The sequence below is a fragment of the Desulfovibrio sp. Huiquan2017 genome (assembly GCF_017351175.1).
Classification (GTDB): domain Bacteria; phylum Desulfobacterota; class Desulfovibrionia; order Desulfovibrionales; family Desulfovibrionaceae; genus Pseudodesulfovibrio.
This window is the reverse complement of the sequence record NZ_JAFMPN010000002.1, coordinates 53,387-76,212: the sequence shown is the minus strand read 5'-3', so window position 1 is coordinate 76,212 and position 22,826 is coordinate 53,387. Positions and strand designations below refer to the sequence as shown.

Sequence of the window (22,826 nt, the reverse complement as noted above, 5' to 3'; positions counted from 1 at the left end):
GATCAAGACCCCGAAAAAATGAAGGCGGCTCCCTAACGGGGGCCGCCTTATTTTTTATCGGGTCTAGGGGGTGGCTTTGCTTCTCGGTTCGTTTGCTTTGGGGAAAGACGGTTACCTGCCCCCGGGTCTCACTCTTTGGCGCCCTCCGGGGAATCGAACATCTTGAAGTCATCGAGGAAGCGTTTGCGGCGGCGGGCCACGGCAGATTCGTCGGACATGATCATGTCGAGCTGGCGGGTATGGGTGATGAGGTAGCCGATGATCTTGAGGCGGTGGCCCATGGTGTCGTGGTCCAGCCCTTCGACCCGGGCGAACATGTTGTCCTGGCGGACGCGGACGCGGAAGTCGAACATTTCGAGCAAGTCGCCCACGAAACGGGCGCGGCGGATGCGCCGTTCCATGTTGGCGGCCCCGCCCTTGAACTGGAAGGAAGCATAATTCTCGCTGACCCGCTCGCCCACCAAGGCCTCGACGCCGCAGAAATGGAAACCGAAACGGGATTGGAGCGAGCAATAGTTCTTCGAAACCATGAAATAGTTCTTCTGGGTGTAGCGGGTGCCGGTGGACGGCACCAGATCCGGATTCATGGTCGCCTCGAACATGACCGACATGAGCCCCCGGCCGTGGACCGGCGGCGGCCCTTCCCAAGGCACGGCCTGCATGCCTTCCCAGAGCATGCGCATGGGATAGGAAACGATATGTTCGAGGAGGATGCAGCGATCCTTGCGCGCCAGTCCCTCGGGGGAGAAACCGTCGTCCAGGTTCAGGATCCAGAACTGCTTGGGCACATCGCAGATGAGTTGGCGACTGGCGGCCTCGATGTAGTCGTCGTGGGTGCCGAATTCGAACATGACGTTCACGGCCCGTTCGTGGCAATAGCGCATGACGTCATGCAAGGTCCGGCAGTTGGAGGGCTTGAATTCCGGGGATTCCGGATTGGTCAGGTTCAGGCGGACGATATGGCGGGCGGCTTTGCGCAGGGCGGCCTGGACGGGGCTGCCGCGCATGATCCGCTGCCGGGGGTGGTCCTGGAGCAGGGCTTCCACGGCGCCGTCGTATACGGCGCGGCCCTCGGCGTCCACGGTCAGGATGCGGCCGTTCTCGAAGCGACCCACCGCGTCCTTGACTCCGAACAGAGCCGGGACACCGAATTCGCGGGCCACGTTGGCCAGATGCCCGGCCATGCCGCCCTGCTCGGAAATGAGTGCGCTGGCGCGATCGAGCAGCGCCGCCCGGCTGGGCAGGGCCTGGCGCAGGATCATCACGCCCCCGTCCGGAAAACTCAAGGCGTCCACATCCTTGCGCACGGTGAAGGCCGGGCCGACGCCCACGCCCGGGCTGGCGGTCTTGCCGCCCTTGAGCACGGGCTCGGGCAGATTGGCGACGACGGTCTCGCTCTCGCCCGAGGCCACGCGCATAAGCGGACGGCACTGGAGGAGATGGAAAACGCCGTCCCCCGTCATGGCCCACTCGATATCCTGGGGCGTGCCGAAATGTTCCTCGATGCGCACGGTCTCGCGGGCCACGAGCAGGGCCTGCTCCTCGGTCAGGGAAGGCTGCGCCCCCTTGTCCCCGGCCAATTCCTCGCGGCAGACGCCCTCGACCTCGCTGCACACGTACATGTCGGTCTTGTCGGCCACATTGATCTCCTCCACACGCAGGGGATCGCGGGCGACCATGAACTCATCGGTCCCGACGGTGCCGTCCACCACGGGCTTGGGCAGGCCCCAGACCGAACTGATGGACACGCGGTCGTCGCGCACGTTCACCGGGTTGCCGGAGTAGGCCACGCCGCCCGCCACGGCCCGAACCATGGTCATGCAGCCCACGGACATGACCACGTCGTCGTCGCGGATGCCGTGGCTCAGGCGATAGGCCATGGCCTGGCGGGAGTACTTGGAAGCGACCACCTCCTTGTAGGCATCGAGCAGCGAAGCGCGATCCACATTGAGCACGGACCGGTACTGTCCGGCAAAGGAGGATCCCTCGATATCCTCACCCAGGGCACTGGAGCGCACGGCCAGATCCGGCGGCGCGCCCAGCCTGGCCGCCAAGCGGTCGTAGGCGTCCAGGATAGTCGCGGCAAGGTCGTCGGGCAGACGACTCTCCATGACCAATTGCATGATGCTCGACGAGGCCTGGAACACGGACTCGCGGTCGTTGCCCCCCATGGTCTGGATGAGCCGGTCGATCTCCGCGCCGAGCCCCTGGCTTTGGGCGAAACGGTGATAGGCGGCCACAGTGATGACAAAACCGGACGGGATGCTCAGGCCCAGGCTGGCTCCGGCTTCGCCGAGCATGGCCATTTTGGGGCCGCACAAGTCGGCGTGGTCTCGGTTGACCTCGGCCAGATCGATGACCGGCTGGCCACTCACGATGTGGTTCTCGGGCTCCAGCTCCTCCATGATCCGCTCGTTGATGGCCTGCAGGGCCGCGACCAGCTCCTTGTGGCCCTGGGTCTCCAGCTCGCCCAGGTGGCGAACCATCTGATAGATGGATGTGGAGATGCGCGTACACAGGGTACGCACGAAATGCATGCCGTAGGGAGTGAAGCCGCGCAGGGCTTCCTCCAGCTCGCCCATGAGTTCGTGAGCGCGGGTGTTGGCCTGGATAAGCAGACGGAAATGGTCGTAGCGGGTGGCGAAGACGCGGCGCATCTCGGCCCGCTCTTCGGGGGTCTTTTCCTTTTTGCGGAACCGCAGCCAGTCAAACAGGCCCATGAGATGTCGTCCTTTGCAGATAGCCTAGGTCAGGGTCGCAGGGTTCAGGGGGAGACGCGTGGGGAAACCGGGCCGGGAAATCAAGAACTGCCCGCCTTGGCCGCGATACGGTCCTCGTGGTGTTTCTTGCGTTCGGAGGCATCTTCAAGCTTGTAGAGTAGCTCCTCGAATTCCACGGGCTTCATCAGATAGTCGAAGGCCCCGAGTTCCATGCCCCGGATGGCGATCTCCATGCTGGCATGGCCGGTGAGCATGACGACTTCAACCAGCGGGTTGATGTCCTTGATCTTGTGCAGGGCGGTCAACCCGTCCATGCCGGGCATCTTGACGTCCAGCAGGATCACGTCCGGCTGGTAGCTCTTGAGCAGCTCCAGGGCCTCTTCGCCCGAGCCCGCCTGCTCCACGGTCATGCCGCGGCGCGTCAGCCGCTTGCACAAGGTCTTTCGAAAGGATTCCTCGTCGTCCACGAGGAGCGCTTTTATGTCGGCCATGGGCCACTCCCGTCCTGTTGTCGTTTCCGGTTACCCGGCCACGGCCTCCCCGACCTTTTCGAGGAGGTCATCCAGGTCGCACGGCTTGAGCAGGTAATCGAAGGCGCCGGACTCGACGCCTTCCCTGGCCGCCTGCTCCGAGCCGTGGCCAGTGAGCATGATGACCGGCATTCCCGGCACCATCTTCTTCATTATCTGCAAGACCTCTATGCCGTCCATATCTTCGAGCTTGAGATCGAGCACGGCCACGTCGAAATCGTTCTCCCGGAGGATCCGGATGGACTCGGCCCCGCTGCCCGCCGTGGTCACCCGGTAGCCCCGCTTGTCCATGCGCTTGGCCAGCACATCGAGAAAACCGAGTTCGTCGTCCACCAGAAGCACGCGGATGGGGATACCGGTCATGCCCGCTCCTAATCGCCCCGGCGCAAAACGATATGCCGGGCTCGGGCTTCGAGAATCCTGTTCTCTTGAGCCTGTTTCCTGTCGTGGGCCTCGCCGATCTTGGCCATGAGCTCGTCCAGGGCGCACGGCTTCATCATGTAGTCGAAGGCCCCGGACTTCATGCCCTCAATGGCCGAGGCCACGGTGGCGTGGCCGGTCAGCATGACGACCTCCACCAAGGGGTGCTCGGCCTTGATCCGCTTGAGGACCTCGTTGCCATCCATACCCGGCATCTTCACATCCAGGACGACCACGTCGTAGAAGATGTCGCCCTTGTCCAGGGCGGCCAAGGCCTGGGGCCCGTCGTAGGCGACGCCCACGGTGAAACCCCGGTTCTCCAGCCGCTTTACCATGGTGTCCACAAAGCCTTTTTCATCATCAACGAGAAGCACTCGTGCAGGCATCCCGCCCTCCCGGTGGTTGTGTGATCATGGTTCTTCCGACGTCCCGTCCGCGCCCCCGGCCTTCCCGGCGGGCAACCGGATGGTGAAGGTGGTGCCACGGCCCACGGCCGAGTCCACGGAGATGGTCCCACCCATCTTGTTGATGATCCCGTAGATGATGGACAGACCCAGCCCCGTCCCCCGGCCCACGGGCTTGGTGGTGAAAAACGGATCGAAGATGCGCGACAGGTTGGCCTCGGGGATGCCCGAGCCGGTGTCCGAAACCAGGGCCAGAACCGTGTCCCCCTCCTGGCGGGTGCTGATGTCCAGGTCGCCCCCGCCCGGGTCCATGGCGTCGATGGCGTTGTTGACCAGATTGAGAAAGACCTGCTGCATCTCGGACGGGCTCGCCTCGATGGGCGCGATATTGTCGCCCAGGCTGGTCTCCATGACCACGTTGGCGTACTTGGCCCGCTGGGCGGACAGCTCGACGATCTCCCGGACCAGTTCGTTGAGATCGAAGGACATGACCGTGGGGTCGATCTTGCGGGCGAAAGACAAAAGCTTGTGGGTGATCTCCTTGCAGCGCGCGCCCTGGGTGCGGATCTGATTCAGCGCCCGCTGGACCTCGCGCTCGTTGTCGTCCTTGGACAACCCCTCTTCCAGCAGATCCTGGATCCAGCCCGCCTCCTCGACCATGATGGCTACCGGGTTATTGATCTCGTGGGCGATGCCCGCCGCCAGTTCACCCACGGAGGCCAGCTTGCCCGCCTCGATAACCTGCTCGTTCAAAATATCCTTGGCCGCATCCGCCTTCTCCACCTTGCGGGCCATCCGGCGGCTCATGAGAAAGGCCATGACCGTAATGGCCAGGCCGCCGAGAAACAGGATGACAATGGCCAGGTCGCGGCTGCGGTTCAAGGTGGCGAACGCGTCGGCCGCGTCCTGCTGGTAGACCATGAGCCAGTCCCCTCCCTTGATGGGGCTGGTCACAAAGATGGTTTCGCGCCCGGTGGCGGGGTTGTCCATGACCGCCATGACCGCCCGGCTGTGAACAGGGTTGCCGTTGTCGGCGATGGACCGGGCCAGATCGCGCAAAAACGGGACTTCGGCAGACATGTCCCGGCGCGGGGTGGTCTGGAAATCCCCCCGGCGGTTGATGATGTAGGCCATGCCGGTCTCGCCGATGCGGATGTCCTCCACCAGCCGGTTGAAGGCGATGAAGTCCAGCGTGGTGCGCAGGACCCAACGGCGGCCGTCGGCCCGCATGCGCAGGGCGATGATGAAATGCGGCACGCCGCGCATGCCCAGCCCGACGTCGCTGACATGGACCGAGTTCTCGCCTACGGCCCGAAACCAGGGCTCGTGCGAATAGTCCAGCCCCTGCAGGAGAAACGGCCCGGAATAGGCCACCTGGATGCCGTGCTCGTCGATGAGTCCGAGGTCCACGAAGTCCGTGCCGTGCCCCCGGGTCAAGGCGTCATGCAGGGCCTTGATCCCCTCGGGCGTGGTCAGGTGCCCGAGGTCGATGACCTCGGCCAGGACCCGGATTTCGGCGACTTTCTCGTTCAGGTAGGCGTCGATGGTCTGGTCGTGCTTGAGAACCAGTTCACGCAAGTGGTCCTCGACCTTCTCCTCGTAGGCCACGCTGTACTGGTATCCTGCGATGAGCACGACCACGAACAGAGGGGCAAAGGAAACCAGGATGATGGTGAACATCATGCTCTTGGCCAAACCCTGGTAATAATGCACGTCGGACATGGACACGCTCCGGTCGCCGTTCCCGCGCCCCGGGTCGCGGCCTGGAAGCCGGACACCGCAGGCACTTCATTTGCTTGCAACATACACTGTATTTCCACAATATGGCAACAAAATCCGCATATTCCATGCTGTAAACGGAAGTGGGGCGTTTCGCCCCGAAAGACTGGCCGATTCCGTACCGGCGATAAGAAATCACTTGACCGCTCTCCTTTATGGATTCTCCGGTCAATTTCGGATAGAATGGCTCAACGTCGGAAACACTCATCCCTTGGACAGGTTCAACATGTTGGCTTTCCTCGACAAGATAAAATTCGGCACCCCGCTCCTGCGACGCATCGTCTTCTGGCTGCTGACCTCGTTCGCGGCCTACACCCTGTTCGGCTTCTTCGCCGTGCCCCCGATCCTGAAGGCGGTCTTGGTCAGCCAGGTCAGGGACAATCTCAAGCGCGAGGCCAGCGTGGCGGACATCCAGTTCAATCCGCTCACCCTTCGGCTGGAGGTCTCCGACCTGCACATCAAGAACCTCAAGGAAGAAGGCGACCTCCTCTCCCTGGGCCACATGGAGGTGGCGCCCGGCGCATCCTCCATTTGGGAGCTGGCCCCGGTGGTCAGCTACCTCAATCTCGATGGACTCAACATCAACGTAACCTTCTACGGCAACGGCGAATACTCCATTTCCGATCTGCTCGGCACCCCGAACGAAGCCGCCCAACCCCAGCCGGAGGAGAAAAAAGGCGCAGTCTTCCCCTTTGCCTTGTATGGCTTCGAGATGACCAATTCGAAGATCACCTTCGACGACCGACCCCGCGCCAAGAAGCATGTCATTGCCGACATCCACCTGCGCGTACCCTTCACTTCGAGCATCGAGGACAAGGTCAAGGAATTCACCCAGCCCGTGTTCACGGCCGTGGTCAACGGCGATCCCGTGGAGCTCAAAGGCCGCACCCTGCCCTTCGACAAGACCCTGTTGACCGAGTTCGAACTGGGAGCCGTGGATGTGGACCTGCATCAATACTGGAAGTATGTGCCCATCAAGACTCCGCTCGAACTAGAGAAGGGGCGGTTCACCTCGGACATCTCCCTGTACTTCGAACGGCCCAACGCCCAGCGGGTGAACCTCTACCTGGGGGGCGGCGGAACCCTGACCGGCCTGGAACTGGCCGCGCCCGGCGACGGACCGGTCTTCTCCATGAAAAGGCTGGTCTTCGAGATGGAACGGTTCTCTCTGGGCGACAATGCCCTGGTCGTCAAACAGGTGACCATGGATCAGCCGTTTTTCAAGGTCGTGCGCCGGGCAAGCGGCGCTATCAACTGGGCGGACTATTTCCCCGGCTCCATGCCCGGCCCCACGGGTCCCAAGGTCAAAACGAAGGCCGAAACCGACTCCGCCTTCGTTTTCGACCTGCGCAACTTCGAGATCCAGGACGGGACCATCGACTTCAACGACCAATGCGTCAAAGGCGGCTTCCAGCACACCTTCCCGAAGCTGAACTTCGCCATGGAGGGTCTGTCCTCCCGGCCCAAGCAGACCAGCGCCTTCAACGGCTCCTTCGGCTCCGGCGGATTCCTCTACGTCAAGGGCGAGGCCACCATGGACCCGCCCGCCGCCAAGCTGACCCTCTCCGGCAAAGACTTGAGCGTGCCACTCTACAGCCCCTACATCAACGAAGCCCAACCCCTGGTGGTCGATTCTGGGAAGCTCGGCTTCTCCATGGACGTAGGCTTCGCCAACCAGGACGGCAAGCCACAGGTAACCGTGCAAAACGGCAGCCTGAACCTGGCCGGGCTGGCCGTGCGCAAGCCCAAGGCCAAAAAGCCGAGCCTGACCCTGGATGCCCTGAACGTGTCGGGCGCATCCATGGACCTGGACGCCCGGCGGATCGGCGTGGCCGAGATCAAACTGACCGGGCCGTCCCTCGACATGGTCCGCGAAAAGGACGGCAGACTGGACCTGCAACGGGTCTTTGCGGATGCCGCCAAGGCAAGCGCTGAGGCCGAAGCCGAAACCGGCATCGCGCAGGCAAAGCGGGCCCAGCCCCAGGCGGACCCCGATCCCGAGACTCCGTGGACGGCCACGGTGGACCATTTCGCGGTGGAGGACGGCTCCGCCGACTTCCTCGACCAGGCCCTGGCCCACCCGGCCCGGCTCGGGGTGCGCAAGTTCAAGCTGGACGTGAACGACATCTCCACGGAAAAGGGCGCGCAGATACCGTATTCCCTGAGCGCGGGCGGGATCGACGGTGGCGGATTCTCGGCGAGCGGCCGGGCGTCCCTGGAGCCCCTGTCGGCAAACGGCTCCCTCAAGGTGGATAAATTCGGCCTGCGCCCCTTGGACAACTACCTGGCCCAGGACACCGACCTGCTCATCGCCGACGGCGCGGCCCACGCCGACCTCGACTATGTTTTTAGCGACAGCGGGAAGCCGAAGTTCCAGGTCACGGGTAGTGCCGCCCTGTCCGACATCAAGGTCAAGACCACCTTCGACGACGATGAAATGGCGGGCATCGACCGGCTGGATATCAAGGGGATCGACTTCACCACCGAGCCCATGGCCCTGGCCCTGGACGAGATCAATCTAAATGGGCCGCGCGCCCTGATCCATTTCGACAAGGACGGCCGATTGAACGTCCGGCGCGCCCTGCGCCTGCCCGAGCCCACGCCGCCGCCCGCCACGGACGGAGTCGGAACGGATGCCCAGCCCGCTCCGGTGCCCGAGGCCGAGGTGAAAAAAGAGGAAGTGCGGACCGAAGAAAAGGCCGCCGAGGAAAAACCGTTTTTCGAAAGCCTGACCGTGGGCAAGATCGGCATGCAAAACGGGGCGGTCACCTTCCACGACGAGAGCATCCATCCCGCCTTCGCCACGAAACTGACGGCCATGGTCCTGACCCTGACCGACATAGGCCAAACCCCGAAGGCGCGGCCCAAGGTGGACTTCAAGGCCAAGATCGGCCCCACACCCGTAACCGTGACCGGCGTGCTCAACCCGTTGGTCACGCCCATCTATTCCGACCTGGCCATCGCGGTGAACGGCATGGAGTTGGTGCCCCTGACCCCGTACACCCTCAAGAACCTGGCCTACCCCATCCAGAAGGGGCGGCTCTACGCGGACGTGACCTTCAAGACGGACAACTGGGTCCTGGACACCAAGAACAAGCTCTTCATCGAACAGCTCCAGTTGGGCAAGAAGGACAAACGGCCCGGCGCACCCAACATCCCGGTGGAATTCGGCCTGTCCCTGCTCCAGGACTCCAACGGCGACATGCAGCTCAATCTGCCCATCACCGGCAGGCTCGACGACCCGAACTTCCGCATCGGCGGCATCGTCTTCAAGGCGATCGTGAACATGCTCTTCAAGGCCCTGACCTCCCCCTTCTCGCTCATAGGCTCCATGTTCGGGGGCGGCGAGAACATGGACTTCGTGGTCTTCGAACCGGGGCGGGCGGAGTTAAGCGTCCAGGGCGAGGAAAAACTGAATACCGTCATCAAGGCCCTGAACGGACGAAAGAAGCTCAAGCTCGAAGTGGACGGCGTGGTGGACCCGGCGGCCGACAAGAACGGTCTCGTCCAGGCCATCCTCGAACGCAAGGTCAAGCAGGCCAAGTATGACGACCTGCCCCGGTCACAGCGGGCCGAAACCACCGTGGACCAGGTTTCGGTGGCTCCGGACGAATACGCGGACATGCTCTACGAGGCATACGCGGACGAACCGGACGAGGAGGACCTCAAGCCCACCACCCTGTTCATCACCGACCGCCAGCCCGTGGACGTCATGGAGAAATTCATCCGCGACCGCATCAACGTCACCGGCGAAATGCTCCACGAACTGGCCATGCGGCGGGCCAACGCGGTCAAGGAATACATCATTACCCGCGACCCGGCGTTGACCGACCGCGTCTTCCTCCTGGACCGCGCCGCCAAGGCCGAAGGCAAGACCGGCGTACCCAAGTACCGCGCCGACCTGGGCGTCAAATGACCGGACGCCGGGACGGCGTCCAGACGAAAAAAAGGGCCGCATCGTTGATGCGGCCCTTTTTTCCGGGATGCGGATTATTTGAGGACGATATCGTCCAGAGATTTACGCTTGCGCGCCGGGACCGCCGCCTCATCGGGGTGGCCCACGGCCAAAAGGCAGACCACGCGCTGCTCCGGGGCGAGGCCGAAGCGCTCCCTGAGCGGCCCCTCGTCGAACATGCCCACCCAGCAGGTGCCCAAGCCCAGTTCCACGGCCCGAAGCATGAGTTGGGAGACGGCCAGCCCCACATTCAGGGCCGCCGCGCCGAACCGTGCGGTCTCGGACGCCGCTTCCTGTTGATCGGCATATTCCTGGATGCCTCGGGTCGGCTCCTCGTCCAGGACCTTATTCTCCCGGAAGAAAAACGCGCTGGCCTGAGTGTCGCGGACGTACCCTTCCAGATCCGCGCAGCAGACCAGGATGGCCGGAGCGTCGGCCAGCCAGCCCTGCCGCTTCGAGACCTCGCTCGAAGCGATCCAGGCGCGGGTCTCCGCATCGGTGACCACCTTGAACCGCCAAGGCTGGGAATTCAGGCTGGACGGGGCCTGACGGGCCGCCTCCAACAACGATTGCAGCATTTCTTCGGAAACCGGCTCAGCGGTGAACGACCGCACGCTGTGCCGCGCTTCGATGGCTTCCTTCACGGACATAGACATGATCAGACTCGCTTGTTTCAGGATTCGTCTGGGCAGGCCCCGATACGGGGCGGGCCTTTTCCTTTCGGGGATTCTACCGGACAAGGCGCGGCCGTCAATGCTTAACGGCGCGACCAAAGGAGCGACGCCGGAACCGAACGGAGGCAAGCCCCGGTGATGCGGCGGGAATTACCCGCCGATGGAGGCCATCCGGGTCTTGCAAACGCCGTGGTCCGCGGCGCGCATCCGGCGCAACAGCTCGTTGCCGATGGGTTTGTTCTTCCCGGCCAGCCGGATGATCTTTTCGACCTGCTCCATGCCCAGCTTGGGGTTGCGCAGGGCCGGACGCAGCCGGTAGACCCGGTCCGAGAAGAGACAGGTCCGCAGATTGCCGTCCGAAGTGATGCGCAGACGATTGCAGGTGGAACAGAAATGATCGGAATACGGTGAGATGAGCCCGATGCGGCCCAGCCCGCCCGCGATGGCGTACATGCGCGCCGGGCCGTGCCGCCGCGCCCCGGACTGGGTCACCGGGGTCAGTTCGGCGAAGGCCCGGGCTTCGGACAAGATCTCGGCCGCGGTCCAGACCCGGCCGTCCGCCCACCCGGTTTCCATGCCCACGGGCATGAACTCGATGAACCGGAAGTCCACCGGGTGGGTGCGCGCGAATTCGATGAACCCGCCCAATTCGTCGTCATTGACGCCCTTCATGGCCACGGCGTTGACCTTCACGGTCATGTTCGCGGCCAGACAGCGGTCGATGTTCTCCCGAACCACGGCGAAATGATCGCGTCCGGTGATGGTCACGAATTTCGCGGGATCCAGGGTGTCCAGGGAGATGTTCACCCGCTTGATGCCCGCCGCGGCCAACCGGTCCACGTCCGGACCGATGAGCGTGGCGTTGGTGGTCACGCACAGGTTCATGTCCCGGAAGCGCTCGGCCGCCCGGATCATGAAGTCCGCAAAGCCCTTGCGCACAAAGGGCTCGCCGCCGGTGAAGCGGATCTTCCGCACCCCAAGGTTGCGGGCCATGGCGATGAGCTCCATGATCTCCTCATAGCGCAGGATGTCCGGGTGGGGAATGAACTCCAGCCCTTCGCCGGCGCAATAGGTACAGCGCAGATTGCAGCGGTCGGTCACGCTGATGCGCATGTAGCTGACCTCGCGGCCGTGCTTGTCCTCAAGGTGCTCGTGCATGCCCCCACCTACGCGAAGATTTCTTTTTTGGTCACGGCCTCGGACTTGATGCGATCCAGAAAATCGGCCAAGGCGGGCTTGACGTTTTCACGGATATCGCCCGCCACGATCAGGAACAACACGTCGTCGCCGGGCTGCATGTGCCCCGAATTGGCGTGACACCAGGCCCGAAAAATGCCTTCGCGTCCCTCGATCTCCTTGCGGATTTCCTCCATCTTCGCGAAATCGGGCGTGATCTCGATGGAAGTCACTTCCTCATGCCCCTTGCGGGACCAGCCGCGCACAACGCCGTTGTGCACCAAAATCATGCCCACGTTCTCGGCGAAACCGGGCTCCTTCTTCAGATCGGCCAAGGCCTTGTTCAAATCCATCGTCTGCCTCCTCGTTGTCGCATTGGTACCGGGTGAGGGTATGCCCCCGACCCCGTCCAGACAACCTTTTTGTTTTTCCCCCGAATCAGGCACCCGGAGGATGCGGAAAATAATACCAACGCCCGGAGAATAGGCTATGTTTGACGAAACGGCCGCACAGGCCGCCGAAAAACGGCACTCCTCCCATAGCTGACGGTTGCCCGGCATCATACCAGGAGAGGCCGCGTTCCCCGGACCTAAGCCCTCCACTGCGGCCCGTGGTACCTGCAACGCGGTCAGGATGCCCGAACCGTCCCGAGCGGGGCCAGGGTCAGCTCCCGGTGCAAAACCCGGTCCGGGACCGCCTGGCCCCATTTCGCGGCCTTCGACGGGCCTTCAGCACACCGCTTTCCCGGTTATTTCCCGGCCGCTGACGGCCTTTTCCCTACAAGGACTTCAGGTCGGAGAGGACCCTGTCGATGAGGATACGGGGGGTGGAAGCCCCCGCAGTGACCCCGATCCGCTTGTACCGGGCAAGATCGGTGAGCGGCAGTTCCTCCGCCGTTTCCACATGCTTGCAGGGTGTGCCCCGTTCGGCGACCACCTGTGCGAGGCGGCGGGTGTTGCCGCTGTTGTAGCCGCCGACCACAACCATGAAGTCCACGTCTTCGGCCAGTTCCCTGGCCTCGATCTGGCGCAGCTTGGTGGCGTCGCAGATGGTTTCGAGCACGGTCACTTCCACGTCGTCGCGTCCGGTCAGGTCGGCGGCGATGCTCTCGAAACGGACTCGATCCTGGGTGGTCTGGGCGGCCAGGACGTACCGCCTGTCCGGGGTGAGCCGGTGCCGGGCCAATTCTTCGGCGGACCCGAAGACGAAATGCCCATGCTGGGCATAACTGACCAGTCCGGCCACCTCGGGGTGCTCGGCCTCGCCGTAAAGGAGCAATTCGCCGTTGTCGGCGGTATTGCGTTCGATGAGCAACTGGGCCTTCTTGACCCGGGGGCAGGTGGCGTCCTTGATGCGCACCTTGCGTTTGCGCAGGGCCGCCTCCACCTGACGGGTGATGCCGTGGGCGCGGATGACCACGTGCGCCCCGACCGGGACATCGGCGGGGTCATGGACCATGATCACGCCCTTGTCGGCATAGCGCTTGAGCACCTGGGGATTATGGATGATGGGGCCGAGGATATAGATGAGGTGTCCGTCCGGCTCGTTGACCAACTGGTCGAGTTTGGTCAAGGCCATTCCCACCCCCATGCAGAACCCGGCGGTTTCGGCTAGAATGACTTCCACTGGCAGTACTCCTTGGCGGGTTTGCGGGGACTGATCGGTTCCGGGAAAACCCTTGACTTGCCGATACCTCTCGGGGATATAGAATTCGGCAAACATATGTTTCAAGCAATTCAGACGGCGTATTTCGCGCCCGCAGGCTATTAATTATGAACGAATCCCCGGACGTCAATACCAAAACCGCCCTTTTGCTCGCCGCCATGGAGGTTTTTGCGGACAAGGGCTTCGACTCGGCCACGGTGCGGGACATCTGCGGCCTGGCCAAGGCCAACGTGGCGGCGGTAAACTATCATTACGGCAGCAAGGACGGGTTGTACGCGGCGGTTCTCGAAGCGATCTTCCCCATGGGCGAGGAGTGGATATCCAGCGACGACCCCAACCTGCCCCCGGAAGAACGGCTCTACCGCTTCATCAAGGGGCTGGTCGAGGAAATCTACACCCAGAGCACCGGACAGATCGCCCAGAAGTGGGCCATTTTCCTGCGTGAAATGGCCAAGCCGAGCCACAACCTCGACATCCTCATCCGCCATCAGGTCCAGCCGCGAGCCAATGAACTGCGCGACATCCTGCAAAAGATCCTGGGGCCGGACGTGCCGGACCACACCCTGGCCTATTGCAGCTCCAATATCTGGGCCCTGACCCTCGACCACCTGCTGACCCAGCCCATCCTGGACCGGCTTACGCCGCAACGGCCCAACGTGGACATGGATGTGGACGAATTCGTAGACCACGTGGTCCGCTTCGCCCTGGGCGGCGTCAATGCCGTGAAATCACGCGTGTAAGGCGTGCGGCCAACCGGACACCCTCCCGTGACCATGCACCGGTTTTCCGCGCACTTCCCCCTGGAGCGGGGAGCAATGTCCCCGAATGTCACTGTCCGCTCCTCCGTTTTCTCCCTGGCCCCGCTCCCGCGCCCGTTGGGCCCCCTCTGCCTGCTCTTCGCGATCCTGATCGCAGCGGCCGCCCCAGCGCGGGCCGCAACCCCGGTCATCCCCTGCCGGGTGCTAGCCGAATACGCCCACGACACCGAGACCTCCACCCAGGGGCTTTTCCTCCTGGACGGCGTCTTTTATGAATCCTCGGGCGGTTACGGACGCTCGTTCCTGACCATGGTGGCCCCCGGGACCGGACGCCGCCTGAAAACCGTACCAATCGCCCCCGAGCTGTTCGCCGAGGGCATCGCGCCCCAAGGCAAAACCCTGCGCATGCTCACCTGGAAATCGGGCATCGGCCTGGTCTATACCCTGCGGGACCTGAAGCCCGCAGGCCGGTTCGCCTACCGGGCCGCCAGCGAGGCCACGCAGGGATGGGGTTTGGTCTTCGACGGCTCGCGGTTCGTCATGTCCACCGGCGAATCCCGATTGGAATGGCGCGATCCCAAGACCTTCGCCAAGGTCGGCGAACTGCCCGTGACCGATGAGGGGCGTCCGGTACGTCTGCTCAACGAGCTGGAATTCGTGGGGAAATTGCTCTACGCCAACATATGGAAGTCGGACAGGGTGGCGATCATCGACATGACCGACGGCGAAGTCCGCGCATGGCTGGACCTCACATCCCTGCGCAAGCGGCTGGCCCCAAAATCGGGCGTGGCAAACGGCATCGCCTATGACCCGGCCACCAGCCGTCTCTTCGTCACCGGCAAGCACTGGAATCGGTTGTTTGAAATCGAAGTCCCGAAATTACACTGACTTGCGGTAAGACCAAATCAACCAGCCCGCGCCGAACAGTATCATGGGCAGGCAAAGCACCTGGCCCATGGACATCCAATGCAGGGCCACGAAACCGAGCTGCCGGTCCGGCTCGCGGGCGAACTCCACCAAGAAGCGGAACGCGCCGTAGCCCAGCAGAAAGAGCGCGCCCACGCACCCCTTGGGACGCGGCTTGGCCGAGTAAACCCAGACGATGATGAACAGGAGCACCCCTTCCAGCGCGGCCTCGTAAAGCTGCGAGGGATGGCGCGGCAATCCTCCGGCGCCCGGGAACGGCATGGCCCAAGGCAAGTCCGTGTAACGGCCCCACAACTCGCCGTTGATGAAGTTGCCGATGCGTCCGAAGAACAAACCCGGCGGGACCAGCGGCGAGACGAAGTCGCCCACCTCAAGGAAGGTCATGTCGTGGGACCGGCCGAACAGCCAGCAGACCAGAAGCACGCCGAGACAGCCGCCGTGGAAGGACATGCCCCCTTCCCAGACCGCAAACACCTTGAGCGGATTGGCCAAATAGAATGAGGGGTTGTAGAACAGGACATACCCGATGCGCCCGCCCAGGACCACGCCGAGGATGGCCCAGGTGAGAAAGTCGTCCATGCGCTCGGGGGTCATCTTGTTCCACGGCTTGGCCGCCCGATAGCGCCCCAGCAGCCAACCGGACAGGATGCCGAAAACGTACATCATGCCATACCAGCGCAGTTCCAGCGGGCCGAGGGAAATCATGACCGGATCGAATTGGGGATAATTAAGCATGGGAAAAGGGCTCCGTGGGCAAGGACCGTATTGGTTTTCCTCAAAAAATCGGATACGCTGAACAACGACGAACAGGGTGTCTTTTTTTCCATCGCCCCGTCAAGCCCAAAGCGGACCGCCATGCAGAAGCCACAGGAACTCGACATATTGGAAATGCCCGTTGAGGGGCTGGCCGCCTATTGGCTGTCCATCAAGAAGATCATGGACGCGCGCAAGGGCCGCGACATCCTGGACGAGGAGATCGCGGCCACCTCCGAGCCGTACATCCTGCACCTGCTCGAAACGGTCTTCTCCGCTCTGGACATCCCCCTGGTCCGGCGGCTGGCCCAGGCCAAGCGGGACATCCTCATGGACGACTACCGGACCAAAATCGACCTCATGCGCCTGGCCATCTACGCCATCGCCTCGGGCGAAAATCCGCGCATCACCCTGGTGCGCATGGACTCCAAGTTCGCCCACCCGCTGATGACCGAGGACCGCGCCTTCGACATGGCAACGGCCATGTTCGACGCCCTCAAGCCCCGGGGCGTGGACCTGAACATCCTGCTCTCGGTGGACCACAAGCTCAAGGCCGACCGGCTGCTGGTCAAGCTGCTCTTTTTCGTCATGTATGCCCGCCGCGAAGGGCGGCGGAACCTGGAACGGTTCATCCCCTATCTCGGCTCGCGGTTCTTTTCCGAAGGCATATCCCTGGCCATCGACAATTTCGAGGCCGATTTCCTGGCCAACCACCTGGAGAGCATCCGGGACCGGGTCATGACCGAAACCGGCCGCAAAATGGATATGGCCCTGGAAATGGCCCTGGCCATCCGCAACAAAACCGCTTACGACGACATTTTCCGCATAGCCAGGACGTATCTGTCCTGAACAAGGAGACTTCCCCCAATGCGCAAACAACTGATCCCGCTTTTAAGCGCCCTGACCATCCTGGCCTTGGCCCTGCCCGCCCTGGCGGACTCGGTCTACACCGGCGACCGCAATTTCGAACGCGCCTGGCGCGTCTACGTCACCCGCAACAATCCCAAGGCCGAGGAATACTTCACGGCCTCGGCCCAGGCCTATGCCGCGGCCCTGCAAAAGGATCCCCAGGAGCGAACCATGCGGTTCCAGTCCACCCGGGTCAAGGCGGGCATCTCCATGTACTTCGCCGGGGACTACGATCTGTGCATCAAGACCCTGACCCAGGCCCAGGGCAAAAAAGACAAGATCTGGGACGCCGCCCTGTTCACCGCCCTGGCCCAGGGGCGCAAGGGCGACACGGACGCCACGCTCAAGGCCTTCGACAAGTTCCTGGACGCCAACTCGTCCCAGCGGTACATCACCACGGCGATGAGCAAGGTCCTGCCCGGCGTCAAGGACGGTTCGGTCAAGCTGGCCGACGCCATTGACAGCATCGAAAAGGAAACCCAGCGTCAGTTCGTGGACAACGTCAACCGCTACAATCACCTCAATGGGACGATTCCAGCCTCGGAGGCATGCAGCGGAGCCTATTGGTGGCGCAAGAACATCTCTCCCTGTTCGCAGGACATGTTCCGTCACGACTAGGCCGCGCTCCACGGGATCGGCAGGGCGTTCGGGATCGGCAACGGACGGCCGGATCGACCGCGTTCAGCAAAACGCAGGATGGTCCAGCCGCCGACGGCGCTTTTTCTTCCGTGATTCCGGCGCCCTCCCCAACTCGCCCCGCACACCGACAGGAAACGGCAAGCCCGCCGAAAAGGTTCCCGAAGGATGCTTCACCTTGTACTTGACGAAGTTGCGGGAATGTACAACGATCCCTCAAACTTTTTAACTCACCAAGTACCTTAATGACTACGGACAGCCTCGACATCCCGCAACAGTATCTTCGGGCCTTCACCAAGGAAGAAATCAACGACATGCCCCTTCGCCGCTACGAAGGGGATATCAAGGTCGTTCGCAGCGAATCCGATCTGGAGGAAGCCTTGGAGGGCATGCGCGCGTCCTCCCTGCTCGGCTTCGACACCGAGACCCGGCCTGTATTCAAAAAAGGCAAAAAGCCTGGCCCGCCGTCCTTACTCCAACTGGCCACGGCCGACTGCGCCTATGTTTTCCAGTTGGGCGTCCTGCCCCTGGCAAAGGGGGTTTGCGACATCCTGGCCGATCGGCGCATCCTCAAGACCGGCGTGGCCGTGCGCGACGACATTCTGGGATTGCAAAAGCACGCCCGGTTCAAGCCGAGCGGCTTCGTGGATCTCTCCACCATCACGGCCAAGTACAATCTCCAGACCCACGGCCTGCGCAATATGGCCGCCAACCTGCTCGGCTTCCGCATCTCCAAGTCCGCCCAATGCTCCAACTGGGCCAAAGACAAGCTCTCCCGCCAGCAGATTTTCTATGCCGCCACCGACGCCTGGATCAGCCGCGAACTGTATCTTGCCCTGGAAGAGCTCGGCCTGACCTAGCCTCCCCCGCCCACCGTTCCAAACCTGCCGAAATTCCGGAAGCGCCCGATGCGTCCCCGGACTGCGCCATGCCCAGAGCGGCAACCAGCGGTTGCGGGAAGGACCGCCCGAGCAGCGTCTTCAGAAACGTTTTTTCGCGGCCGGGACAGCAATGCCCCGCAAAAGACTAGTATTCCCCGCGCACATCGGGCGTCTTGCGCTCGCGCTTGCGTTGGCCCGTGCGCTTCTTGCGTTCCAGCCTCCGGCGCTTGGCCGACCGGGGCACCCGGGTCTCCTTGCGCGGAACGACCGGCTTGAGCGCCCACTGCATCAACTCCACAAAGCGGTCCACGGCCGATTCCTTGTTGGTCTTCTGGCTGCGGAACATCTGGCTGGTCACCTGGAGCACGCCGTGCTTGTCCATGCGCCGCCGGAGCTTGCCCCGGATCGCCACCTTCTGCAATTCGGTCAGGCTCGGGGAACCTGCCACGTCGAACAGGAGCGTCACGCGCGTGTCCGTGGTGTTGACGTGCTGGCCGCCGGGGCCGGAACTGCGGCAGGCGGTGAAGCGCAGTTCGCTTTCGGGGATGGAAACGGTCTCGGTGATACGAAGCATGCCGCAAGGTGCCATGCCGCGCCGTCCGGGGCAAGCGCTTACTCATTGACAGCAGGACGGTTTTCTCTACAATCCGCTGACCAAACCAAGGGAGGTACCCATGTCCCAAGAATGTCCCTGCGGCTCCGGCCTGGAACTGGCCAAGTGCTGCGGCCCCTATATCTCCGGCGAGGCCGTTGCGCCCACCGCCGAAGCGGTCATGCGCGCCCGTTACAGCGCCTACGTGCTCAATGAACTCGACTATCTCAAGGAGAGTCTCGCTCCCGAGGCCCTCGAGGACCACGACGAAGAATCCGTGCGCAAGTGGGCCGAAACCGCCGAGTGGCTGGGGTTGACCGTCCACGATACCTGGGCGGGCCTGCAAGGCGACGAGGCGGGCATCGTGGAATTTACCGCCGAGTACGCCATCGACGGCGAGAATCAAAAACACCGCGAACGCAGCCGCTTCCACTTCGTGGACGGCAAGTGGCTCTATGTGGATGGCCAGATGGTCGCCGGGCCGCCCATCCGCAAGGAACCCAAGATCGGCCGCAACGACCCCTGTCCCTGCGGCTCGGGCAAAAAATACAAGAAGTGCTGCGGACGCTGATGCGACGCGGCCGGGGGCAGGGGAGAGCCGCCCTCCCTGAAAAGGGGCGTCCCTCTCCTGCCCCGCTCTCCCGCCCTTTCCTTCCCGAATTCCCCGACGCCCGCCCGACAACGGGCGAATCCATCAGGCCGAGCGAAAACCCGGCCCGTCTCCGAGTGCGCCCGAAAAAAAATCTCCCATCAACCCCCTGAAAAGAAACATCAGCCATTGCAAGCCGCTTTGCGGCGAGATTCCGGCGAGTCCGGCGGCGACGGGCAAGGGCCGCCTCCCTTGCATCCTCTTTTCGCCTGCGGCACGGTCCTGTCCCGCTCAGCGACTTTTCACCCGCGAAAAAGACGGCAACGACATATGCCCCAAGAAAAAAGCGCACCGGCCTCGACCCGAGGCGATGCGCTTGCAGCGTGCGGCAGGAAATGCGGCGTTTATTCGCAGAGCTTGGCGAGGGCCTGCTTGATGCCGTCCTTGTCGAGACCGAGCATACGGCGCAGCTCCTTCTGGGTGCCGTGCTCCACGAACTCGTCCGGAAGGCCGAGTTGCCGGACGTGCTTGCCGTCCAGGGCGTCATGCGCGGCCAGCAGTTCCAGCACGGCCGAGCCGAAGCCCCCGGCCAGGGCGTTCTCCTCCACCAACAGGATATGGTCGAACCGGCCGGCCAGCTCCAGGAGTTGCTTTTCGGGCAGGGGCTTGACGAAACGGGCGTTGAAGACCGCCACGCTCAGGCCCGCCTCATCCAACTCCATGGCCGCTTCCACGGCCGGATAGACCCGCGAGCCGATGGCCACGATCAGGGCGTCCGTGCCGTCACGCATGAGTTCGCCCTTGCCGACGGCGATTCGCTTCGGATGGTCCGAAACCTTGGCCCCGACCCCGGTGCCGCGCGGATAGCGGACCGCGCACGGCCCATCGAAGGCAAAGGCCGTGGCCATCATCCGGGCCAGCTCGGCCTCGTCCTTGGGGGCCATGACCACCAGATTCGGAATGTGACGCAGGTAGCTCATGTCGAAGGCCCCGTGGTGGGTGGCCCCGTCCTCGCCTACCAGTCCGCCACGGTCCAGGAAGAAATTCACATTCAGATTTTGCAGACAGACGTCATGCACGATCTGGTCATAAGCCCGCTGCATGAAGGTCGAATATATGGCCACAGCGGGCTTGTACCCCTCGGTGGCCAATCCGGCGGCGAAGGTCACCGCGTGCTGTTCGCAGATGCCCACGTCCACGAACCGCTCCGGGTGGTTCTTTCGAAAACACTCCGTGCCCGTGCCTTCAGGCATGGCCGCGGTGATGGCGATGATCTTGTCGTCCTTGTCCGCCAGGGAGCACAGGGTGGATCCGAAGATGGCGGTGTAGGACGGCAGGCCCGAGCCCGAGAACTTGCGGGCCAAACCAGTCTCGGGGATGAACTCGCCCACCCCGTGATAATGGGACGGATCGGATTCGGCGGGCTCGTATCCCTTGCCCTTCTTGGTCATGACGTGGACCAGCACCGGCTTGTTCAGCTTCTGGACCTCTTCGAAGACCTTGACCATGGTCGCCGTGTCGTGCCCGTCCAGGGGGCCCACATAGGTGAAATGAAAGGCCTCGAACAGAATGCCCGGGGTAAAGAAGGACTTGACCGAATCGCCGTAGCGCTTGGCGTATCCGGCCAGATCGCCGCCGATCTTGGGAATGGTCGCCAGCAGCCCTTCCACGTCGGACTTGAGCCGCTGCAAAAACGGGGTGGTCATCTTGCGGCTCAGGAACTGCGACAGCGCGCCCACGTTCTTGGAAATGGACATCTCATTGTCGTTCAGGACCACGACCATCTTGCGGCCCAGGTCGCCCGCCTGGTTCAGGCCCTCGAAGGCCAGCCCGGCGGTCAGGGAGCCGTCGCCGATGACGGCCACCACCTCATGATCCTCGCCCTTCAGGTCGCGCGCCATGGCCATGCCCAGGGCGGCGGAGATGGAGGTGGACGAGTGGCCCACCCCGAAATGGTCGTAGGGCGATTCAACCATGCGCGGGAACCCGCTGAGACCGCCCTTCTGGCGCAGGGTGTGGAACGCGTCCGCCCGGCCGGTGAGCAGCTTGTGGGCATACGCCTGATGCCCCACGTCCCAGACGAGCTTGTCGCGTTCGAGGTCGAAGGAGCGGAACAGGGCGAGCGTCAGCTCGACCGTGCCCAGCGATGGAGCCAAGTGCCCGCCGTGAGCCGAAACCTGGCTGATGATGATGTCACGCAGCTCCTGCGCCAGGGTTTCCATCTGGTCGCCTTCCAGGGCGCGAACGTCACCGGGCTTTTTTATCTTGGACAGGATGGCTGTCTGTTTCGGATCTTTGATCATGGGGGAGAAATCCTAGTGCAATCAATACACCCTGTCCACTATGTATCGGGCCAACTGCCACAAGAACTCCTGTTCGCCCCCGAAGTAGCCGGATAAATTGGTCAAGGCCTCGTCCACGTACTCACGGGCCAGGGTTTTGCTCTTGTCCAGGCCCAGCAGCGAAGGGTAGGTGGTCTTGCCCATGGCCTCATCGCTACCCGCAGGCTTGCCCAGGGTCTTGGTATCGCCGACCACGTCGAGGATGTCGTCCACGATCTGGAAGGCCACGCCGATCTTGCGGCCGAACCGGCGGGCATTGTCGATGTCAACCTCTTCCGCCCCGGCCAGGATCGCCCCGCACTCGCAGGCGGCGGTCAGCAGAGCGCCGGTCTTCAGGGCGTGCATCTTTTTCAGTTCCGCCAGCGGCACCCCGACACGCCCGGTCAGCTCCATGTCCACGGCCTGGCCGCCGACCATGCCGCCCGACCCGGCCGCCCGGGCCAGGACCGAAATTGCCCGGAGCACATGGCCCGGGGGGAGCCCCCTGGTCAGGGACGACTCGGTCATGAGCACAAAGGCCTCGGTCAGCAGCCCATCGCCCGCCAGGATGGCCGTCGCTTCGTCGAACTGCTTGTGATTGGACGGCCGTCCGCGCCGCAGGTCATCGTCATCCATGGCGGGCAGGTCGTCGTGAATCAACGAATACGTATGGATACACTCCATGGAGGCGGCAAAGGGCATGGCCTTGTCCGCGTCCCCGCCCAGCAGGCCGTTCCAGGCCAGGACCAGCACGGGCCGCAGCCGCTTGCCCCCGGCCAGCAGGGAATATTCCATAGATGCCAGCAGCCGTGGCGGGATGCCCCGGTCGCGCAGGCAGCCGGCCAGATATGCCTCCACCTCGGCAGCGCGGCGGCCCAGATTCTCTTTGAAACTCACAGTTCGTCCTCCGTGTCCGTCGCCAGCGCCTCAAGGGCGTCGAACTCGCGGATCAGTCCTTCGGACACGATCTTGACCTCGTGCCGGGCGGTCTCCAACTGCCTGCCGCACGCCTTGACCAGTTCAAGCCCCTCCTTGTACAGGGCCACGCCCTCCTCAAGAGGCAGGTCGCCGCGTTCGAGCTTCTCCACCACGAGTTTGAGCCGCTCCAGGCGATCCTCAAAGGTTGTTGCTGCCATG

General features: G+C 63.1%; 21 protein-coding genes. 7 read left to right on the top strand and 14 right to left on the bottom strand.

Features of this window, described 5'->3' with window-relative positions; genetic code table 11:
• Positions 1-128: 128 nt before the first annotated feature.
• From J0909_RS02030 to J0909_RS02010, 5 genes are all read right to left on the bottom strand, one after another.
• Positions 129-2,720, bottom strand: a complete 2,592-nt coding sequence (locus tag J0909_RS02030) for a PEP/pyruvate-binding domain-containing protein (RefSeq protein WP_207260038.1) — start codon at positions 2,718-2,720, stop codon at positions 129-131.
• A gap of 80 nt (positions 2,721-2,800) precedes the next feature.
• Positions 2,801-3,211 (bottom strand): sigma-54-dependent transcriptional regulator, encoded by a 411-nt coding sequence (locus J0909_RS02025; RefSeq protein ID WP_207260036.1) that lies wholly within the window; start codon positions 3,209-3,211, stop codon positions 2,801-2,803.
• Between the two features lie 30 nt (positions 3,212-3,241).
• A complete protein-coding gene (locus tag J0909_RS02020) occupies positions 3,242-3,613 on the bottom strand; it encodes a response regulator (RefSeq protein ID WP_207260029.1) in 372 nt (123 codons plus the stop codon).
• Positions 3,614-3,621: 8 nt separating this feature from the next.
• Positions 3,622-4,056, bottom strand: a complete 435-nt coding sequence (locus J0909_RS02015) for a response regulator (protein ID WP_207260026.1) — start codon at positions 4,054-4,056, stop codon at positions 3,622-3,624.
• Between the two features lie 24 nt (positions 4,057-4,080).
• On the bottom strand, positions 4,081-5,796 hold the full coding sequence (locus J0909_RS02010) for a sensor histidine kinase (RefSeq protein ID WP_207260024.1): 1,716 nt from the start codon (positions 5,794-5,796) through the stop codon (positions 4,081-4,083).
• A 283-nt stretch (positions 5,797-6,079) separates the two neighbouring features.
• Between J0909_RS02010 and J0909_RS02005 the strand changes: the two genes are divergently transcribed.
• The gene (locus J0909_RS02005) at positions 6,080-9,769 is read left to right on the top strand and encodes a DUF748 domain-containing protein (RefSeq protein WP_207260022.1); all 3,690 of its coding nucleotides are present in this window, start codon (positions 6,080-6,082) and stop codon (positions 9,767-9,769) included.
• Positions 9,770-9,843: 74 nt separating this feature from the next.
• Here the strand turns inward: J0909_RS02005 and J0909_RS02000 are convergent, their stop codons facing one another.
• The 4 genes from J0909_RS02000 to ispH form a co-directional block, all read right to left on the bottom strand.
• Entirely contained in the window at positions 9,844-10,464 is a 621-nt protein-coding gene (locus tag J0909_RS02000; protein ID WP_207260020.1) for a nitroreductase family protein, read from the bottom strand.
• Between the two features lie 168 nt (positions 10,465-10,632).
• The gene (moaA, locus tag J0909_RS01995) at positions 10,633-11,640 is read right to left on the bottom strand and encodes a GTP 3',8-cyclase MoaA (protein WP_207260017.1); all 1,008 of its coding nucleotides are present in this window, start codon (positions 11,638-11,640) and stop codon (positions 10,633-10,635) included.
• Between the two features lie 8 nt (positions 11,641-11,648).
• The gene (locus J0909_RS01990; RefSeq protein ID WP_207260015.1) at positions 11,649-12,011 is read right to left on the bottom strand and encodes a molybdenum cofactor biosynthesis protein MoaE; all 363 of its coding nucleotides are present in this window, start codon (positions 12,009-12,011) and stop codon (positions 11,649-11,651) included.
• 424 nt (positions 12,012-12,435) lie between these two features.
• Positions 12,436-13,284, bottom strand: a complete 849-nt coding sequence (gene ispH, locus J0909_RS01985) for a 4-hydroxy-3-methylbut-2-enyl diphosphate reductase (RefSeq protein ID WP_207260013.1) — start codon at positions 13,282-13,284, stop codon at positions 12,436-12,438.
• Positions 13,285-13,430: 146 nt separating this feature from the next.
• Between ispH and J0909_RS01980 the strand changes: the two genes are divergently transcribed.
• A complete protein-coding gene (locus tag J0909_RS01980; protein ID WP_207260011.1) occupies positions 13,431-14,063 on the top strand; it encodes a TetR/AcrR family transcriptional regulator in 633 nt (210 codons plus the stop codon).
• A gap of 75 nt (positions 14,064-14,138) precedes the next feature.
• Positions 14,139-14,969 carry a glutaminyl-peptide cyclotransferase gene (locus J0909_RS01975; protein WP_286181689.1) on the top strand — a complete coding sequence of 277 codons (831 nt, stop codon included), beginning with the start codon at positions 14,139-14,141 and terminating at the stop codon, positions 14,967-14,969.
• On the opposite strand, the gene lgt is transcribed toward J0909_RS01975, so the two are convergent.
• The gene (gene lgt, locus J0909_RS01970) at positions 14,961-15,743 is read right to left on the bottom strand and encodes a prolipoprotein diacylglyceryl transferase (RefSeq protein WP_207260008.1); all 783 of its coding nucleotides are present in this window, start codon (positions 15,741-15,743) and stop codon (positions 14,961-14,963) included. The genes J0909_RS01975 and lgt overlap by 9 nt on opposite strands.
• 120 nt (positions 15,744-15,863) lie before the next feature.
• On the opposite strand from lgt, the gene J0909_RS01965 reads away from it, so the two are divergent.
• From J0909_RS01965 to J0909_RS01955, 3 genes are all read left to right on the top strand, one after another.
• Positions 15,864-16,610 carry a hypothetical protein gene (locus J0909_RS01965; RefSeq protein ID WP_207260006.1) on the top strand — a complete coding sequence of 249 codons (747 nt, stop codon included), beginning with the start codon at positions 15,864-15,866 and terminating at the stop codon, positions 16,608-16,610.
• Between the two features lie 18 nt (positions 16,611-16,628).
• On the top strand, positions 16,629-17,288 hold the full coding sequence (locus J0909_RS01960) for a hypothetical protein (RefSeq protein ID WP_207260004.1): 660 nt from the start codon (positions 16,629-16,631) through the stop codon (positions 17,286-17,288).
• 263 nt (positions 17,289-17,551) lie between these two features.
• Positions 17,552-18,166: a 3'-5' exonuclease gene (locus J0909_RS01955; protein ID WP_207260001.1), complete on the top strand. Its 615-nt coding sequence runs from the start codon at positions 17,552-17,554 to the stop codon at positions 18,164-18,166.
• Positions 18,167-18,332: 166 nt separating this feature from the next.
• On the opposite strand, the gene arfB is transcribed toward J0909_RS01955, so the two are convergent.
• The gene (gene arfB, locus J0909_RS01950) at positions 18,333-18,776 is read right to left on the bottom strand and encodes an alternative ribosome rescue aminoacyl-tRNA hydrolase ArfB (RefSeq protein ID WP_286181688.1); all 444 of its coding nucleotides are present in this window, start codon (positions 18,774-18,776) and stop codon (positions 18,333-18,335) included.
• 85 nt (positions 18,777-18,861) lie between these two features.
• On the opposite strand from arfB, the gene J0909_RS01945 reads away from it, so the two are divergent.
• A complete protein-coding gene (locus J0909_RS01945; protein WP_207260000.1) occupies positions 18,862-19,350 on the top strand; it encodes a YchJ family protein in 489 nt (162 codons plus the stop codon).
• Between the two features lie 422 nt (positions 19,351-19,772).
• Here J0909_RS01945 and dxs read toward each other — a convergent pair whose 3' ends face one another.
• The 3 genes from dxs to xseB are packed head-to-tail and all read right to left on the bottom strand — an operon-like array spanning position 19,773 to position 22,825.
• Positions 19,773-21,671 carry a 1-deoxy-D-xylulose-5-phosphate synthase gene (dxs, locus tag J0909_RS01940; protein ID WP_207259998.1) on the bottom strand — a complete coding sequence of 633 codons (1,899 nt, stop codon included), beginning with the start codon at positions 21,669-21,671 and terminating at the stop codon, positions 19,773-19,775.
• A 21-nt stretch (positions 21,672-21,692) separates the two neighbouring features.
• A complete protein-coding gene (locus J0909_RS01935) occupies positions 21,693-22,586 on the bottom strand; it encodes a polyprenyl synthetase family protein (RefSeq protein ID WP_207259990.1) in 894 nt (297 codons plus the stop codon).
• Complete coding sequence (gene xseB, locus J0909_RS01930; protein WP_207259988.1) at positions 22,583-22,825, bottom strand: exodeoxyribonuclease VII small subunit; 243 nt, start codon at positions 22,823-22,825, stop codon at positions 22,583-22,585. Before xseB ends, J0909_RS01935 begins: the two co-directional genes overlap by 4 nt.
• Between the last annotated feature and the right edge of the window lies 1 nt (position 22,826).